Source organism: Pedobacter sp. GW822-FHT03F06 (assembly GCF_058801365.1).
The window spans coordinates 1-15,949 of the sequence record NZ_JBXANE010000002.1 but is presented as its reverse complement, the minus strand read 5'-3'; the positions used below and the strand labels follow the sequence as shown (position 1 = coordinate 15,949).

The window sequence follows — 15,949 nt, the reverse complement described above, 5'->3', positions numbered from 1 at the left end:
TAAGTATATCTAAGATTAATCGTCATTTCGCTATCGTCGACGGATTCCAATAGAAAGGTCGTCATTTCGAGCGAAGTATAACGGAGCCGAGAAATCTGCATAGACAGATCTCTCTCCCGAATGTTCGGGACTGCGCTTCAGTCAAGATGACGCCCAATTTATTTGAGGTTGCTATCCAAACCCAATTATTTCTTAAATGTTTCTCTTTTAGCCCTAACGTACTGGTTTGGCCATTCGGTATCATCGCCAAGCACTTGCGCCGCATGTGTAGGGAAATAAGGATCACGTAACGATTCGCGGGCAATAAAAATTAAATCGGCTTTGCCTTGCTCTAAAATTTCTTCCGCCTGCTTTGCCTCTACAATTACGCCTACCGCACCTGTATAAACGCCAATTTCGTTCCTGATCTTATCAGCAAAAGGAACCTGATAATTTGGTCCAGCAGGGATAAAAGCATCAGGCACATTTCCTCCCGACGAAGCATCGATTAAATCGACTCCACGATCTTTTAAAACCGCAACTAATTGTAGCGAATCATGCTCGTTCCAGCCACCTTCCGTCCAGTCCGTTGCAGAAATGCGAACAAATAAAGGCAAGTTCTCTGGCCATACCGATTGTACGGCTTCAACCACATCAATTACCAAACGAATACGGTTTTCAAAACTTCCACCGTAAACATCTGTACGTTTATTGCTCAGCGGACTAAAAAACTGATGCAGTAAATAACCGTGTGCAGCATGTATTTCTACAACTTTATAGCCTACAGCCAATGCACGTTTAGCGGCTGCCCGGAAAGCAAAAACAATATCCTGAATCTCTGCTATCGTTAATTCATGCGGTTCCACCTGTCCTTGCTTAAAAGAAATTGGAGATGGTGCAACTGGTTTCCAGCTGTTTTCACCTGAGGCTAGCTGCTCACCTCCATTCCAAGGCACCTCACAGCTGGCTTTTCTACCTGCGTGCGCCAGTTGAATGCCTGCAATTGCTCCATTATCATGGATAAACGAAACAATCTGTTTTAATTTGGCTACATGTTCATCTTTCCAGATGCCCAGATCGGCATAGGTAATTCTTCCATCGGCAGTTACTGCAGAGGCTTCCTGGATAATTAAACCTGCACCACCAACGGCACGGCTTCCTAAATGCACCAAATGCCAATCGGTTGCAAAACCATCAACTGCAGAATACTGGCACATTGGCGAAATAACAATTCTATTTTTTAAGGTTACATCCTTTATGGTTAAAGGCGAAAATAATTTAGACATATCTTGTTAGTTTTACCGCAAAGGACGCAATGTTTTTCGCAAAGAAATCAAAGACCTTAACCTCTGTGTTCTTTGCGTATTCCTTCTTTTCTATGCGGTTGAAATTTAAAAACCAGCGTTCTTTAATGCTGTATTGATAAGCTGAATTTCTTCAGCATTTAATTTTACGTTCATTGCTTCTGCATTTTGTGCAGCTTGCTTTTCATTCCTTGCGCCAACCAAAGCAATGGTAATGCCTGGGCGTTCAACCGTCCAACGCAAAACCAATTGGGATAGGGTAGCTTTTTTCTCATCGGCCAAAGGTTTTATTTTAGCTAAAAATGAATTTGTTTTTTCGATACTTTCTGGTGTGAAAAATTTATTTCCTTGACGGTGATCACCTTCTTCGAATTTATAATCGGCGGTCATTTTTCCGGTTAATAAACCGCGCTCCATCGGACTATAAGCCAAAACTGATTTATTTTTTTCGATGCAATATGGAACAGTTTCCTCCTCAACACCGCGGTTTACCATGCTAAATGGAATCTGGTTAGAAATAATTTCTAGCGTTTGATCTGCCTCTTTTAATTGTGCTATATTATAATTGCATACGCCCGCATAACGCACTTTACCCTGCTCAATTAACTTGTTCACCGCTTCGAAAGTTTCGCTTATCGGTGTGGTTATATCTGGCCAGTGGATCTGGTAAAGATCAATGTAATCGGTGCCCAGGCGTTTCAAAGATTGTTCGCATTCATAAATTACACTTTCTTTTCCGGCATATTTATAAATATCGATCTCTTTTCCGTCGTTGTTTTTACTCTTAAAGCCGAAATCGCCTTTGGCCAGATCCCAACGCATCCCAAATTTGGTTACCAATTGTAATTTATCGCGCGAGATGCCTTTTATCGCATCGCCCACAATTTCTTCACTATCGCCCTGACCATATATTGGAGCGGTATCGATTGATGTAACCCCTAAATCGTAACCTGCTTTAATTGCATTAATCGCATCGTTTCTATCTGTACTTCCCCACATCCATCCGCCGGCTGCCCAGGCCCCAAAAGTGATTACTGAAAGTTCCAAATCTGAATTTCCAATTTTTCTGTATTCCATAATTATTTTTTAATGATTTTATCAACCGCATAGCTGTTATGCGGCAAGTAAGCGAGTAGTACCGACAAAAATGCCACATGGACGAGTTGAGAAGGTAGTGCCTCCCAATTCTCAATTATTGTTGTTCCGAAAATAAGCGCTAAAGAAATTACTCCCGCAAATAATAATCCTTGCCTTGTAAATAATCCTAATATAATCATTAGCCCCGCTATAAATTCAGCAAATGGCAAAATATAACTGAAGGGAATGACCAATGCATCCGGTAAATACGATTTTGAAAATTGCCCTACCATCCAATGGCTAAAACCTGAAAGTTTTGGTAAACGTACCAAACCATGTCCGAAAAAACTTAAACCAATTGCCAAGCGGCTAAGTAAATATGCCCATTTTGTATCCATACTATATCGATATACTACAAACATACAATCTCCACATTAAGGATGTTTTAATGCAACGATTATTAAACTGATATTTTACCTCCCCGTGGCGGAGCAAAGGGCGGAGCGCGTGGAGCGATAGGCATGAAAACACCAAGCGTTATTCGCTTAGCGCCATTTTTTTTTCAAAATAATTTGGACAATATCAAAATAGATCATACATTAGTGTATTATTTAACTAATACAGTAGATATGATCAACATTAACAATCTTAATTTTGGCTACAGCAAGCATAAGCCATTATTTAAAAATATGAGCATGCGGTTAAGCAATGGTCATATTTACGGTTTGCTTGGAAAAAATGGAGCAGGTAAATCCACCTTGCTAAAAAACCTGGCCGGCTTGGTACATGCGCAGAGTGGCACATTGGATGTAATGGGCTTTAATCCTGCCAAAAGACAGCCAGCACTGTTAGCGCAGATCTGTTTTATACCAGAAGAGTTTTATTTGCCTCCGGTTAAAATAGATGCCTATTTAAAAGCCAACGCTCCATTTTACAAAAATTTCGATCATCAGTATTTTACCGATCTGATTAAGGAATTTGATATTCCGGTTAAACAGAAGCTCATCAATATGAGTTATGGCCAAAAGAAAAAAGTAATTATCGCCTTCGGATTGGCTACGCAAGCCAAACTAGTGATTATGGATGAGCCTACCAATGGTTTAGACATTCCTTCTAAAGCACAGTTTAGAAAAATTATGGCTTCTGCCATGACAGATGAACGTTGCATCATCATCTCCACCCACCAGGTCAGAGATTTGGACAATTTGATCGACACGGTGATTATGCTTGACGAAAATGACGTTGCACTTAAAGCTTCAGTAGAAGAAATTACGGCCAAGTTAACCTTCAAGAAAGTTAAAGAACTCGATGACAGCATCATCTATGCCGAGGCATCACTTTCTGGCTATAATGCCGTTATGCCGAACTATCACCAGGAAGAAAGCAAATTAGATATGGAACTTCTTTTTAATGCCATACTTACCGAAAAAATCAAATTTAAACCTTTATTCAGTTAAGCAATGAACAATACCTTTAATATCAATCGATTTGGCTTATTGCTTAAAAGACAATGGCTTGAGTTTGGAAAAATCTATTTAATCAGTTTTGGTGTATTAATTGGGGTTTTGGCTTTATTTTATGCCATAAACTTAACTGATAATAATCTACAACACCTTTCATCCAACACTTTAAATTTTAGATACCCCCTTTTCCTGATCACAGGACTTTTATTTGTAAGCATTATAGCAAACAGTTATTTTATGCATCTAGGACAAAAACCGAAAGCAATTATTAACATTTTGGTTCCGGCATCAGGTGTTGAAAAATTTTTAAGCGCCATATTTTACACCTTAATTATTGCAATCCCTACTTATCTTCTGTGCTTCTATCTGATCGATCTTGCTTTTGTTTCATCTATTAGGGCAACACATACACTAATAGCAAGCTACACCGATTACCAGGGCAAAAAAGTAGTTATAGATAATTTAGCTTATTTTTTCTCAACTACAACGGTTAAAGAGTTTTATCAGTTTTATTATGTGCCATTCCTGATCAATGCTGTTTTCCTATTAGGTTCTATCTTTTTCCAGAACTTCCATTACATTAAAACGGCTATATCCGTAATGGCATTTGTGGTGCTCTGGGTGACCTCCATAATATTTGTAATGAACAGATTAACTGACAATACCGTTTGGGTTGGTGGCCCATACTGGCAAGATAAGAACAACGTCTCCCTTGTAATGAGCCTAATAGGCATATTTTTAACCTTGGCATTATGGTTCATCTCATTTATACGTTTAAAAGAAAAGGAGGCCTGAAATGGAATTTAACAATAACAAGGCCATTTACCTGCAGATAGCTGAATACGTTTGTGAGCAGATATTGTTGGGCAAATGGAAGACCGAAGATAAAATACCCTCTGTAAGGGAAATGGCAGTAGAACTGGAAGTAAACCCCAATACAGTAATGCGTACCTACGAATTGTTACAGGGCAAAAACATCCTGAACAATAAAAGAGGGATTGGTTTTTTTCTGGCTGATAATACCATCGATCAGGTAAAACAATACCGGAAAACCAGCTTCATCGAAGATGAACTGCCAAACTTATTTAGAAATCTCTATCTGTTGGAAATTGATTTCGACGAGTTAAAATCCCGTTATCAAACTTTCATATCACAAAACTTTAATGCCTAAAAGATGAAAACAAGCAATAAATTATTAATAGGATTGGCAATTGCACTACTTATCATTCCACTAACGGTTATGATCTTGATTGCCAAAGTAAACCGGATCGACAATAAAACCTATAACAAAATGTTGATGGGAGCCGAGACAACAGATGGTGCAGCAGGTCGGTATATCAAAAAATATCCTGTCCAGGCATTTCAAAATGTGGTAATTAATGGCTCAGAATCATCTTATCTTAATATAAAAATAATTGCCAATGATAAGTTTTTGTTTAAAGCAACAAACGATCTTGCTCCTTATATTGAATATAAGGTAGATAAAGATGGGAAACTTCATATATCCTTAAAGGCAGAACGCAATTACCAGCATGGAACACTGCTGATTTTTTCCCCAAACTTAAAAGGAATTATTTTTAACAATGTATCGATTGATGCGTTATCGGCTAATACTGATAGCTTAAATGTAGAGATCACAAAAGGTATAAACTTCAGGTTTGGTGAGGGTATGAAAATCAAAAATTTGAGCTTGACCAAGAAAACTACATATGATCCACAATATATAGTGATTCCTGAGATTACCATCGAAGATGCAAAAATCGAAAATATCCGGGCAGACATCAATTCGGGGTATTTAACTGTGAATAACACGCCGCTCCGGAATGTTGATCTAAAAGTGAAGGATGCAAAAGCTGAATTTAAAAATGAAGAAAATAAGAACATTGGCCCAATAGAAACACTCTCGCTAAATAGTATAGGTAAGAACGATGTCAATTTTCAGCACATCAGGATTAACACAGCGAAAGGAAATCTTTCTGACGAAACTACAATTCAGATTCCTACTGTTAATTTAAAACAATTGATCAAATAAAGTTTAGTGTGATTAAGACCACATATATATTGTGATTTTGCAAAAAGGGCATGATTTTTAAGCTAACTAATTGGCAAAAGTTTAACTTGGGCCAATTAGCTTTTTAGTTTTTTACATCATTACCAATCATGAAGAAATATTTTCTTTTATTTGCCCTCAGCCTGTTCGTTTTTAGCCATGTACATGCACAAAAAACAGACACCCTATCTATCACCCTTGATAACGTTAAATACCCATATCCGGTTAAATATTTTCCTATCCACACCGAAGGGCAAGATATTAAAATGGCTTATATGGATGTTGCACCAACCGCAGCAGCCAATGGAAAAACAGCCATCCTTTTCCATGGGAAAAATTTTGGAGGTTATTACTGGGGCAATGTAATTAAAGCACTTACAAATATTGGTTACCGGGTTATCGTACCTGATCAAATTGGTTTTGGTAAATCTTCTAAAGCATTTATCCATTACAGTTTCCACCAAATGGCTAGCTGGAATAAACGACTTCTAGATACGCTAGGCGTTCAAAAGACCGTAGTTTTAGGTCATAGTATGGGCGGTATGCTGGCTACACGTTTTGCTTTGATGTACCCGGAAACGACTGAAAAACTTTTACTCGAAAATCCAATCGGATTAGAAGATTATAAAACTTTCATTCCTTATGTCACTACTGCTCAACAGTACCAAACAGAACTTAAAACAACAGCTGAGAGCGTACGAAAGTATTACCAGGGCTCCTACTTTACCTATTGGAAACCTGAATACGAGTACCTGGTGAGTATTGCCGGAGGCGTAACCAATAGCTCCGACTACCCGCGCTGGGCTAAAGTTGCCGCGTTAACTTATACCATGATTTATGAACAACCTGTGGTATACGAATTTCAGAATTTAAAAGTACCCACTGTTTTGTTTATTGGTAAAGAAGACAAAACCATTGTGGGCAAAGGGCTGCTTACGCCAGATCAACAGGCATTACATGGGCAGTATAAACTTTTAGGAAAGCAGACTGCAGCCAAAATTATCGGTGCTAAAATTATCGAATTTGATGCCTGCGGCCATATTCCGCATATCGAAATCCCGACGGAATTTCTGGTAGCGTTAACTGGTAGTTTGTAATACGAAAGAAGTCAAATCAAAAAAGATGTCATCCTGAGCTTGTCGAAGGAAAATCTTTTTTGATTTCTTTTAAGAATAACGGTCTTCGACAGGCTCAGACTGACAGCAGAAATAGCGAACTTAATTTCTAATTAACCTCTTTCCCTACAATTTTATTAATGCCTTGCATGTCGAAATCGATGTCCTGCCCCATCGATTTCATTTTACCATACAGCTCAACACGGAGGTGGCTATTAAGCACAATTCCCGTTTTCATATCAAGTGAAGTTTCTCCCGAGTTGGTTCCTTGTAAATCAGTTTCCATTTTGTTGCCCATCACTTCAAAATTTCCTTTTGAGACCAATGTTCCTTTTACGCTCAAAATAGCAATACCCTCTTTCACTTCCTTCAATGTGTATTGTGTAATCGTTTCAATGGGCATACTCAGCTGCATTTTGGTATCAACGGTCCAGCTGTCGCCTATTTTAACCGGTTTATCGGGGTAAATTTTAAACGACGATTCCATGGTTTGTTTCACCACCTCATTACTAAATTGTTTACTTAAAGCATTTTTAATCTGTTTAACCTGACTAGTATCTTTAGTCATCCTGGCTGCCATATTATCGAGCATTTTATCTATGCCAGCAACTGTTTTAATCCCACCATTTGGGCTTACTGTCATATAAAAAGAAGCACCCTTAAAACCACTAAAAGGATTCTTTTTGGAACTGTCCTGATCATCTGAACTATAGCTCATGGTGTTGCCCATTGCTACAGATTTAATGAAAATCTTATTATAGGTAACTTTTACATCCTTTTCGCCACTATGGCCTTCGGTAATATCAAAAGTATAGTCCGTTCCAATGCTTTGGGTCAAATGTACATCCCGGCCAGCAATTTTCTGGTTAATAATCTGTTCGGAAGCGATTGTAAAATCGTACTTATAGCCCGTTGGATAATTTTGTCTTAGCACATAGGTTTTCTGTGCAAAGGCACATATAGAGACTAAACTCCAGATAACTGTTGCAAATATTTTCATTAGTGGATTGATCATTTTAACCTGCAGGCTGTTGCGCAAAAATGCGGCTTAACTGAAAATATAATTCTGGATGTTTATCCCTTAGCTGCTCTGGTTTTTCAAAGAAATATTCAGAAACTACAGCAAAAAATTCGGCCTGATTGGTGATCGCGTATGGATTAATATCCGATTTATTGTCTTCAATCTTCTCCATTTCCTCATGCATCATTTTAATCCAGGGCAAAGTATATTCATGTGCAATTAAATTCTCCGGCACCCCATCTGTTGCGCCGTCAGATTTATCTAAAAGGTGTACAAATTCATGTATAGCCGTATTTTCTTTCCCTGCACTTTTAGAAAAACCATGTCGCAAGGCCGAACGCGATAAAATCATTTGTCCATTCATATAGCCTGTACCTACCATACCCATAATGTTCCTTTCGCCACCTTCAAACTGAAAATCTTTATTAAAAGTATCCGGATACAATAAAACGCTGGTTAAGTTTTTGTATTGCCAGTCGTCAAAACCGAAAATCGGGATCACGGCACTTGAAGCAATCAGCAATTCGTCTAATGTTGTCATTTCTAAACCCACCGCTTCTATCTTAACCGTACTGAAAAATGCGGCCACTTTTTGCTCAAACCGCAGCTTATCGGTCGAATCGAGATTATGGTAATACCCTACGTAATCATCCAGTATCTTTTTGTCTACATCCGTTAAAGGATCAATAGCCACCTTCTTTTTTTTAAGGATAAGATAAAGGGCAATTAGAAAAATAGGAATTAAGTAGGCAAGTGGAAGCGAGTTCATAAATGGGATTACACAGATTAGGGGATTACACAGGTTGGATGATGATTTATATTAGCTTTCGATAATTTCTAATTGGGTCAAAACATCCTCACGTGTAACCGGATATGGTTTATTGTTGTTTATTGCTTGATAAACGGCTTCGAAAAGCGGCAAATAACTTCCTACTTCTGATGGAATCGTCTCCTCGGTTTTATGGCCTTCAGCATCAATAGTTGTTAATAAACCATCTTTACTTGCGGGCTCAACACCATAGCCCGGATCGGTTAATTTCATACCCGCCAGCAATTGTTCTTCCTGAATATCTGTTCTTTGTTTAATAAAGCTTCCATTTACGCCATGTAAAACAAACCCCGCCTGCGGATTTACCACCAACATACTCGCCGTAACAAAAACTTGCAGACTATTTGGATAACTCAGTTGGATCGAGAAATAATCATCGACCAAAGTACCTACCCTATTTTTCCCCAGAATTTTATGGTAACTTAATGGTTTGCCAAACAGACTGATTACCTGGTCTAACAAGTGTGGACCTAAATCGTATAAAAGTCCGCTGGCCGCTATCGGGTTTTCTTTAAATGCCTTTGGGCCAATTACATTACGATAGCGATCGTAACGCATATGAACTTCAACCAGCTTACCCAGTTTACCACTTTCAATTACCTTTTTCACCGCGATAAAATCACTGTCCCAACGGCGGTTCTGGTAGAAAAAGATTTGTTTCCCTACACTATCGGCGAGTTCAAAAAGTTCTTTTGCCTGTACAGCCGTTGCTGTAAACGGTTTTTCAACCAGAATATGTTTATGTTTGATTAATGCCGCTTTAGCATGTTCATAATGCAGGTTATTAGGGGTATTAATGACTACCAATTCTATTTCCTCGTCATTCAAAAGTTCATCAACACTGTTGTAACTTGTAATATTTGGGTAATTATTAACCGCTTTTTTTTGACTGCGTTCTACTATAGCCTTTAAATTGAATCCACTATGTGCCTGTAAAAAGGGAGCATGAAAAACTTGCCCCGACATGCCATAAGCTAATAAACCCGCATTAACTGTTTTATTGATATTCGTATCCATAGGTTATAAATGTAGCTAAAAATACAATTACGATTCAAGCTTTAATGTTAAAACCGCAAAGCTTTTACTTAGGCCTTACACCTTTTTACCTTATCTTTGCAAGATATGAAGCCATCGGAGATTAATGCCAAGTGGAAAGTTTTACAGGAAAAGATTTCAAAGGAATTTGATTCAGATTTTCCTGATTTAAAAGTAATGCTTTTTCTAATTGGCGTTCAGGAATTGGGCAAAGGACCAAAGAAATACAGTAAACGCCAAAAAGAGGAACTGATGCACATTGCTACCTGCCGTTTATTGAGCGAAATGGGCTTTTATGAGCTTGAGGGCTTAGATCAGGACGGCTGGCCCCATTGGAAGTTAATTAAAGCAATACCTCCCTATACCATGCTCGAGCAGGAAATGCTGATGAAATCGCTTGTGGTAAGTTATTTCGAAGATATTTATTCTTAGAACCTATCGTGGTGTTGGATATTTCTATCCGGCCTCAATCTACTCCATCAGATGGTAACATCTGACGGCACAATAGATTTCATAACATCATCGTGGTGTTGGATGTTGCTATCCGACACGATCATTTAGAGGTTTTGGAAAGCAAGGCCATTTACATCTATTTAAGTTAGTCGGGCTTTTCGCTATATCTCCCAATCCGATGAAGAATCGGGATTGGAAGGATGTCGCTTCAATCCCGTTTAGATCATTCAGTTTGTGCAAGTATTTGGGGTTGCAGGTGCGCTAGAAAACTTCCGATTTGGCCTCGACCTTAGCCTAAGTGAAACTTCGGAAGTTTGGCCTGCCCAGCACCAAACCCAAGATAACTAAACCTGATAGAAACGGAAAGCCCGTAACGAAGTGGAGGCTTGAAGTGGATAGCAGGGCTTTCGCAACCGATACACACAGGAACCTGATTTTCAAAAAACAGACTAATTCATTAACTAGTGCCAAATGGTAACATCTGACAACACAACTACCCTACGTTTGATGGCGACATCTGACAACACAAAAAAACCCCAGTGGATGTACACTGGGGCTGCATTTATAATGACCTCATAGGTAGAGGGAAATTGCGTGCAATCTTATCCTTGTTTCTGCGCGGTCGCTTTTAATGCATCGTTAGCAACGATTACAATCTCTACGCGACGGTTAGCTGCACGGCCAGCATCAGTTTCGTTATCTGCAATTGGCTCAGCAAAACCTTTACCAATGGTAACTAACCTTGATGATGGAACGCCTTGAGAAACGGCATAAGCTTTAACTGCTGCTGCTCTTCTTTCCGATAGGCCCATGTTATATTGTTCTGTACCGCGGCTATCGGTATGACCGATAATTTTGATATCAGTATCAGGATATTGATTTAATGAAGAAGCTAAACTCTGGATATTTGTTTTAGCTGCATCTTTTAAAGCCGTTTTATCAAAATCGAATAGAATACCACTGTCGAATTTTACAATAATTCCTTCACCTTCACGAATAACTTCTGCGTTAGGAATAGCTTTCTGGATTTCAGCTGCCTGTCTGTCCATTCTACGGCCGATAAAAGCTCCCGCTGTACCGCCAATAGCACCACCAATTAAGGCACCTACTGCTGTATTACCGGCTTTTTTACCGATCAATGCACCAATAACACCGCCAGCTGCAGCACCAATACCAGCTCCTTTTTGTGTTTTAGTTAAACTATCACAACTTTGGAATGCCATCGAACCTACTGCTAACCCTATACTTAATGTTGCTATTCTTACTTTTGAAATACTCATAATAATCTAGATTTATAATTTCTACTCCATATATTCAAACACAATGCCAAAAAGTTATTGAACCGTATTTTCTGTCTGTTTTGCCCAAATTTTACCCTAAATAAAAATTATCAGCACAAAAAAAGAGTCCCGAATAATGGAGACTCTTTGATAATGTATCATTCTTAGTACAAAAACTAAGCGGAGAAATAACTCTCCAACTCTTTCAATGTATTTTCATCTGTTTTAAAATCCTTAATTACCTGCCCTTTTTCAACCAATATGATCCGGTTACAAACGTCGGTAACGTGATTTAAATCGTGACTGGAGATAAAGGTGGTCATGTTGCCTGTTTGCTCTTTCAACAGTTTCTTCAATCGGATCTGCGTAGTTGGATCGAGGTTGGCAAAAGGCTCATCCAAAATTAAAATTTCAGGCTTCTGCATCAGGGCAGCCGCAATTCCTACTTTATTCTGGTTTCCTTTACTAAAATCGCGGATGTACTTTCCACTGTTTAATATTTCCCCATTAAAGAACTCACCGTACTGGCTCAGATAGGCAGAAACATCAGCCACACTTAAGTTATTCAAACTGCCAATAAAAATAAAATACTCCTCAGGGGTTAAATAATCAATCAGAAAACCTTCATCCAAAAATGATGCAGTATAATTCTTCCAGTTATCGTTGTGCATTACATTTTCGCCTTTTGATAAAACCTCGCCATTAGTTGGGCGGATCAAATCTAAAAGCATCCGGAAGAAAGTGGTTTTACCAGCGCCGTTATTTCCAACTAAGCCAACGGTTTCGCCAGCAGCAATCTGCAGATCTTCGATGTTTACAACGGTTTTATCGCCATAAACTTTTTGTAAATTCTTAACTTCTAAAATCATAATTATTCTCTAAAGCCTTCGGCTATTTTATAACGTTGTAACTCTAATCTTTTTGCAATGTAATTAACCCAAAAGCCCCGCAACAATAACATGGCCAGGCCAAAAACAGATACGGCTACCAACCCCCAGTAAGGTTTATTTAATATGCCGAATGGCACATAAATTAATATTGGCGTAAGTGCATAAGGAAACATTAACAACCATTGGGTAGCCCCGGTGCCCTGGTAATTAAAACTCGCGGCCTTGGTGATATCCAGTCTTTTATAGTTTAATGTAGCGAGATAGAGCACCACTACGGTACCAAAACCAATGTTGTATAAATAGGCTGCCAGGTGTAAGAGTAATAGCTTTGGACTTAAAAACCCGTAAAAACTCGCCAATAAGGTAATAATGGTACAGCCAATGGTAAATAGTAGAAATTTAGCCCTGATGTAATCTTTAAAATTGATTTTATTGGCTAATATTCCGTCAAAATGGGCACTTTGCCATGCAAACATAAACTGGCCATAAATAATGATCGAAACACCTGTCATAAAAATAGCACCAAACATCATTTGTCCGAAAGCATCGCGATCTATTGCTTTTTCCTTATAAAAGATAAACCCATAGAAAAGGAAGAAGAAACCAAGAATAACCGAAGAACGGGGGCGTTTATGGCGAAGGATTAATTTCAGCTCTAAAGCTGCCAGTTCGCCCACTTTACCAAAGCGGTTAAGAAAAGCATAATCGGTACTCCCCTTCTTCTCTTGCTTTGTACTTAATTCTTCTACATATAAATTTTTACGCAGGAAATTAGAATTGAAGTAAAAAATAGCAACCGCAGCAATTGTAAAGGCAAAGCCATATAAAGGCTGTGCTGCGATGGCCCTGAATACCACATCAGAACCTGCCATGATCGAAATAACCTTATAATATTCTAAAGCAGCAAAGGCAGCAATAACCACCAGGCCTAAAAAAGTATACAAAGTATTGGTGATTGATTTCCGTTTGATATACAACACCATGTAGTTGTTAAAAATCATGATCGAAAATATCGAAACGATGTACATGATGGTGGTAACTGCACCAAGGCTTGGAGCAATTTTGATAAAACAGAAAGGCAGAAAAATAAAAAATGGCCAAAGGTTAAATGCCGAGAAGAGTGCTTTAACATTTAAAAATTTAATGATCTTACTCTTCTGGATTTTGAGATGCAGGTAAGGAATGATACTTAATGTTGGCAACTCCTGAAACTGCATGCGCATGATAAAATCGAATGCAAAATAATAGAGGATAATTCCGTTGAAGCTTTTAATTACATCTTGATTTGGGAAAAAGTAGGCCAATAAATGAGACATACCTAAGCCAGCTCCAAGTGCCAACGTAAAAAAATACAGCATAAAAAAACCCAAAACAATCTGGCCAGCAATACTACTGCCCCTGTTTCGCGAACGCCAGAAAGATTTTCTTTGATGGCTTAAAAAAGTACTCAGCATATTTAGTTTAGGTGTTTGATTTTAGTCAATATATCTATTAGTATGCATTCAGCAGAAAATGTTACACTAATATTTGTATTTGTCTTTCCAGTTCTGCTTAAGCTTTTCACGCAACTTCTCTTCTGCAGGGTTTTTCCCCGGATCGTAGAGTTTAGTGCCGCTTAATTCTTCCGGAAAATATTCTTGTGGCGAAAAATTGCCTTCATATCCGTGCGAATACTGGTAATCTTTTCCATAACCGATATTTTTCATCAGTTTGGTTGGTGCATTACGGATATGCAAAGGCACGGGCAAGTTACCTGTTTGTTTAACCAAAGCCTGTGCTTTGTTAATGGCTTCGTAAGATGCATTACTTTTAGGCGAGCTCGCCAGATAGGTTACACACTGCGATAAGATGATCCTCGCCTCCGGATAACCGATTACATTCACCGCAGTGAAACAGTTATTGGCCAAAAGCAGGGCATTAGGGTTGGCATTGCCAATATCTTCTGAAGACAAGATCAGTAACCTACGGGCAATGAACAGCGGATCTTCCCCTCCTTCTATCATACGCGCAAGCCAATAAACGGCAGCATTCGGGTCGCTGCCACGGATGGATTTAATAAAGGCCGAAATGATATCGTAGTGTTGCTCTCCGGCTTTATCGTATAGCGCAAGGTTCTGCTGCGCATGCGCCAGCACATTTTCGTTGGTGAGTACAATTTTATTTCCGCCTATGCCATTAATGGCAATTTCGAGCACATTTAACAATTTCCGTGCATCACCACCCGATAAACGGATCAGTGCTTCGTGCTCTTTTATGGAAATATTCTTCGCTGAAAGAATACTATCTTTTTTAATGGCTGTTTCCAATAAACCCGCCAGCTCCGTTTCGGTTAAGGATTTTAAAATGTAAACCTGACAGCGGGAAAGTAAAGCGGAGATCACCTCGAAAGATGGATTTTCGGTTGTTGCGCCAATTAAGGTAACCAAGCCTCTTTCTACTGCGCCCAACAAACTATCTTGTTGCGATTTACTAAAACGGTGAATCTCATCAATAAACAGAATGGGAAGGCCTAAAAAACTATCCTTCAGCTGTGCGGCCCTATCGATCACCTCCCGAATATCCTTAACACCACTATTAATGGCGCTTAGGTTAAAAAACGGACGATCTAATGCCTGCGAAATGATATAGGCCAAAGTTGTTTTACCCACACCTGGAGGTCCCCAAAAAATCATGGAGGGGAGCTGACTGCTTTCGATCGCTTTGCGTAAAACCGCACCTTCTCCAACTAAATGCTGTTGCCCAACATATTCATCGAGATTTTGAGGGCGCATACGTTCGGCTAAAGGGGGCAGGTTTTGCATAATGGTAAATATATAAAAATTGAGTATTTTGTTTGTCGATAATTTACTAACCAAATATTGAAAGCATAACTGTTTTAAAACAAAAGGACGAATGCTTTAGTTCTAATTTATTACTATGGACATTAAAAACTTAGATCACCTTGTACTAACGGTTGCCAATTTAGAAAGCACCTGCAGGTTTTACAGCCTTGCCCTGGGAATGGAAATTATTGAATTTGGCGAAAACAGAAAAGCCTTGAAATTTGGGAATCAGAAAATTAACCTGCACCAATATGGAAGTGAGTTTGAACCAAAAGCTTTCAAACCCATGCCCGGAACGGCCGATCTATGTTTCATTACCGATTTCCCCTTACGCGAAGTGATGCAGGAACTTAAAGAAAAATGCATTGAAATTGAGGAAGGTCCTGTAGAACGCACCGGCGCCAATGGGAAAATCACCTCTATTTACCTCCGCGACCCGGATATGAATTTAATTGAGGTGAGTAATTATTTGTAAACTCCTCGCAAAGATTTTTGCCACGGAAACACGGATTGACACAGAGGTGTTATTTAATCATGATAGGCATATAGAAAAAGCGTCATCTCCTTTGGTTTATCAAACTGATTTTTCTTCTTTCAAATAGTATTACAAGAAGAAAGCTTGGTAAGCGTT

General features: G+C 38.9%; 17 protein-coding genes. 7 read left to right on the top strand and 10 right to left on the bottom strand.

The window, feature by feature from the left end; all coding sequences use genetic code 11:
- Window positions 1-185 precede the first annotated feature (185 nt).
- The 3 genes from AC1RJ8_RS02580 to AC1RJ8_RS02570 form a co-directional block, all read right to left on the bottom strand.
- On the bottom strand, window positions 186-1,265 hold the full coding sequence (locus AC1RJ8_RS02580) for an NADH:flavin oxidoreductase/NADH oxidase (protein WP_492952395.1): 1,080 nt from the start codon (window positions 1,263-1,265) through the stop codon (window positions 186-188).
- Between the two features lie 105 nt (window positions 1,266-1,370).
- A complete protein-coding gene (locus AC1RJ8_RS02575) occupies window positions 1,371-2,360 on the bottom strand; it encodes an aldo/keto reductase (protein WP_492952394.1) in 990 nt (329 codons plus the stop codon).
- A 2-nt stretch (window positions 2,361-2,362) separates the two neighbouring features.
- Window positions 2,363-2,758: a DoxX family protein gene (locus tag AC1RJ8_RS02570; RefSeq protein WP_057931607.1), complete on the bottom strand. Its 396-nt coding sequence runs from the start codon at window positions 2,756-2,758 to the stop codon at window positions 2,363-2,365.
- A gap of 231 nt (window positions 2,759-2,989) precedes the next feature.
- On the opposite strand from AC1RJ8_RS02570, the gene AC1RJ8_RS02565 reads away from it, so the two are divergent.
- The 5 genes from AC1RJ8_RS02565 to AC1RJ8_RS02545 all read left to right on the top strand — a co-directional run bounded on the left by AC1RJ8_RS02565 (window position 2,990) and on the right by AC1RJ8_RS02545 (window position 6,970).
- Window positions 2,990-3,817, top strand: a complete 828-nt coding sequence (locus AC1RJ8_RS02565; RefSeq protein WP_492952393.1) for an ABC transporter ATP-binding protein — start codon at window positions 2,990-2,992, stop codon at window positions 3,815-3,817.
- A 3-nt stretch (window positions 3,818-3,820) separates the two neighbouring features.
- On the top strand, window positions 3,821-4,618 hold the full coding sequence (locus tag AC1RJ8_RS02560) for a hypothetical protein (protein ID WP_492952392.1): 798 nt from the start codon (window positions 3,821-3,823) through the stop codon (window positions 4,616-4,618).
- Between the two features lies 1 nt (window position 4,619).
- Window positions 4,620-4,994: a GntR family transcriptional regulator gene (locus tag AC1RJ8_RS02555; protein WP_492952391.1), complete on the top strand. Its 375-nt coding sequence runs from the start codon at window positions 4,620-4,622 to the stop codon at window positions 4,992-4,994.
- Window positions 4,995-4,997: 3 nt separating this feature from the next.
- Complete coding sequence (locus AC1RJ8_RS02550) at window positions 4,998-5,855, top strand: hypothetical protein (RefSeq protein WP_492952390.1); 858 nt, start codon at window positions 4,998-5,000, stop codon at window positions 5,853-5,855.
- Window positions 5,856-5,983: 128 nt separating this feature from the next.
- Entirely contained in the window at window positions 5,984-6,970 is a 987-nt protein-coding gene (locus tag AC1RJ8_RS02545) for an alpha/beta fold hydrolase (RefSeq protein WP_492952389.1), read from the top strand.
- Window positions 6,971-7,097: 127 nt separating this feature from the next.
- On the opposite strand, the gene AC1RJ8_RS02540 is transcribed toward AC1RJ8_RS02545, so the two are convergent.
- From AC1RJ8_RS02540 to AC1RJ8_RS02530, 3 genes are read right to left on the bottom strand one after another with little or no spacing between them, the layout of a single operon-like run.
- Window positions 7,098-7,988, bottom strand: coding sequence for a DUF6263 family protein (locus AC1RJ8_RS02540; protein ID WP_492952388.1), 891 nt, complete (start codon window positions 7,986-7,988; stop codon window positions 7,098-7,100).
- Window positions 7,989-8,004: 16 nt separating this feature from the next.
- The gene (locus AC1RJ8_RS02535) at window positions 8,005-8,778 is read right to left on the bottom strand and encodes a M90 family metallopeptidase (RefSeq protein WP_492952387.1); all 774 of its coding nucleotides are present in this window, start codon (window positions 8,776-8,778) and stop codon (window positions 8,005-8,007) included.
- 51 nt (window positions 8,779-8,829) lie between these two features.
- Window positions 8,830-9,855 (bottom strand): Gfo/Idh/MocA family oxidoreductase, encoded by a 1,026-nt coding sequence (locus tag AC1RJ8_RS02530; RefSeq protein ID WP_492952386.1) that lies wholly within the window; start codon window positions 9,853-9,855, stop codon window positions 8,830-8,832.
- Window positions 9,856-9,960: 105 nt separating this feature from the next.
- On the opposite strand from AC1RJ8_RS02530, the gene AC1RJ8_RS02525 reads away from it, so the two are divergent.
- A complete protein-coding gene (locus tag AC1RJ8_RS02525; RefSeq protein WP_131028267.1) occupies window positions 9,961-10,305 on the top strand; it encodes a hypothetical protein in 345 nt (114 codons plus the stop codon).
- Between the two features lie 623 nt (window positions 10,306-10,928).
- Here the strand turns inward: AC1RJ8_RS02525 and AC1RJ8_RS02520 are convergent.
- From AC1RJ8_RS02520 to AC1RJ8_RS02505, 4 genes are all read right to left on the bottom strand, one after another.
- Window positions 10,929-11,606: a YiaD family glycine zipper/OmpA-like lipoprotein gene (locus AC1RJ8_RS02520; RefSeq protein ID WP_029274435.1), complete on the bottom strand. Its 678-nt coding sequence runs from the start codon at window positions 11,604-11,606 to the stop codon at window positions 10,929-10,931.
- Window positions 11,607-11,782: 176 nt separating this feature from the next.
- Window positions 11,783-12,475 carry an ABC transporter ATP-binding protein gene (locus AC1RJ8_RS02515; protein WP_477579948.1) on the bottom strand — a complete coding sequence of 231 codons (693 nt, stop codon included), beginning with the start codon at window positions 12,473-12,475 and terminating at the stop codon, window positions 11,783-11,785.
- Window positions 12,476-12,477: 2 nt separating this feature from the next.
- Window positions 12,478-13,950, bottom strand: a complete 1,473-nt coding sequence (locus AC1RJ8_RS02510) for a DUF5687 family protein (protein ID WP_492952385.1) — start codon at window positions 13,948-13,950, stop codon at window positions 12,478-12,480.
- 66 nt (window positions 13,951-14,016) lie between these two features.
- A complete protein-coding gene (locus AC1RJ8_RS02505) occupies window positions 14,017-15,297 on the bottom strand; it encodes a replication-associated recombination protein A (protein ID WP_492952384.1) in 1,281 nt (426 codons plus the stop codon).
- Window positions 15,298-15,412: 115 nt separating this feature from the next.
- Here AC1RJ8_RS02505 and AC1RJ8_RS02500 point away from each other — a divergent pair, with 115 nt between their 5' ends.
- Window positions 15,413-15,793 (top strand): VOC family protein, encoded by a 381-nt coding sequence (locus AC1RJ8_RS02500; protein ID WP_492952383.1) that lies wholly within the window; start codon window positions 15,413-15,415, stop codon window positions 15,791-15,793.
- Window positions 15,794-15,949: the final 156 nt, after the last annotated feature.

Excerpts from the sequence above, each read along its gene's own strand:
- AC1RJ8_RS02580 (WP_492952395.1), bottom strand. The coding sequence starts at position 1,265 with ATGTCTAAATTATTTTCGCCTTTAACCATAAAGGATGTAACCTTAAAA.
- AC1RJ8_RS02575 (WP_492952394.1), bottom strand. The coding sequence starts at position 2,360 with ATGGAATACAGAAAAATTGGAAATTCAGATTTGGAACTTTCAGTAATC.
- AC1RJ8_RS02570 (WP_057931607.1), bottom strand. The coding sequence starts at position 2,758 with ATGGATACAAAATGGGCATATTTACTTAGCCGCTTGGCAATTGGTTTA.
- AC1RJ8_RS02565 (WP_492952393.1), top strand. The coding sequence starts at position 2,990 with ATGATCAACATTAACAATCTTAATTTTGGCTACAGCAAGCATAAGCCA.
- AC1RJ8_RS02560 (WP_492952392.1), top strand. The coding sequence starts at position 3,821 with ATGAACAATACCTTTAATATCAATCGATTTGGCTTATTGCTTAAAAGA.
- AC1RJ8_RS02555 (WP_492952391.1), top strand. The coding sequence starts at position 4,620 with ATGGAATTTAACAATAACAAGGCCATTTACCTGCAGATAGCTGAATAC.
- AC1RJ8_RS02550 (WP_492952390.1), top strand. The coding sequence starts at position 4,998 with ATGAAAACAAGCAATAAATTATTAATAGGATTGGCAATTGCACTACTT.
- AC1RJ8_RS02545 (WP_492952389.1), top strand. The coding sequence starts at position 5,984 with ATGAAGAAATATTTTCTTTTATTTGCCCTCAGCCTGTTCGTTTTTAGC.
- AC1RJ8_RS02540 (WP_492952388.1), bottom strand. The coding sequence starts at position 7,988 with ATGAAAATATTTGCAACAGTTATCTGGAGTTTAGTCTCTATATGTGCC.
- AC1RJ8_RS02535 (WP_492952387.1), bottom strand. The coding sequence starts at position 8,778 with ATGAACTCGCTTCCACTTGCCTACTTAATTCCTATTTTTCTAATTGCC.
- AC1RJ8_RS02530 (WP_492952386.1), bottom strand. The coding sequence starts at position 9,855 with ATGGATACGAATATCAATAAAACAGTTAATGCGGGTTTATTAGCTTAT.
- AC1RJ8_RS02525 (WP_131028267.1), top strand. The coding sequence starts at position 9,961 with ATGAAGCCATCGGAGATTAATGCCAAGTGGAAAGTTTTACAGGAAAAG.
- AC1RJ8_RS02520 (WP_029274435.1), bottom strand. The coding sequence starts at position 11,606 with ATGAGTATTTCAAAAGTAAGAATAGCAACATTAAGTATAGGGTTAGCA.
- AC1RJ8_RS02515 (WP_477579948.1), bottom strand. The coding sequence starts at position 12,475 with ATGATTTTAGAAGTTAAGAATTTACAAAAAGTTTATGGCGATAAAACC.
- AC1RJ8_RS02510 (WP_492952385.1), bottom strand. The coding sequence starts at position 13,950 with ATGCTGAGTACTTTTTTAAGCCATCAAAGAAAATCTTTCTGGCGTTCG.
- AC1RJ8_RS02505 (WP_492952384.1), bottom strand. The coding sequence starts at position 15,297 with ATGCAAAACCTGCCCCCTTTAGCCGAACGTATGCGCCCTCAAAATCTC.
- AC1RJ8_RS02500 (WP_492952383.1), top strand. The coding sequence starts at position 15,413 with ATGGACATTAAAAACTTAGATCACCTTGTACTAACGGTTGCCAATTTA.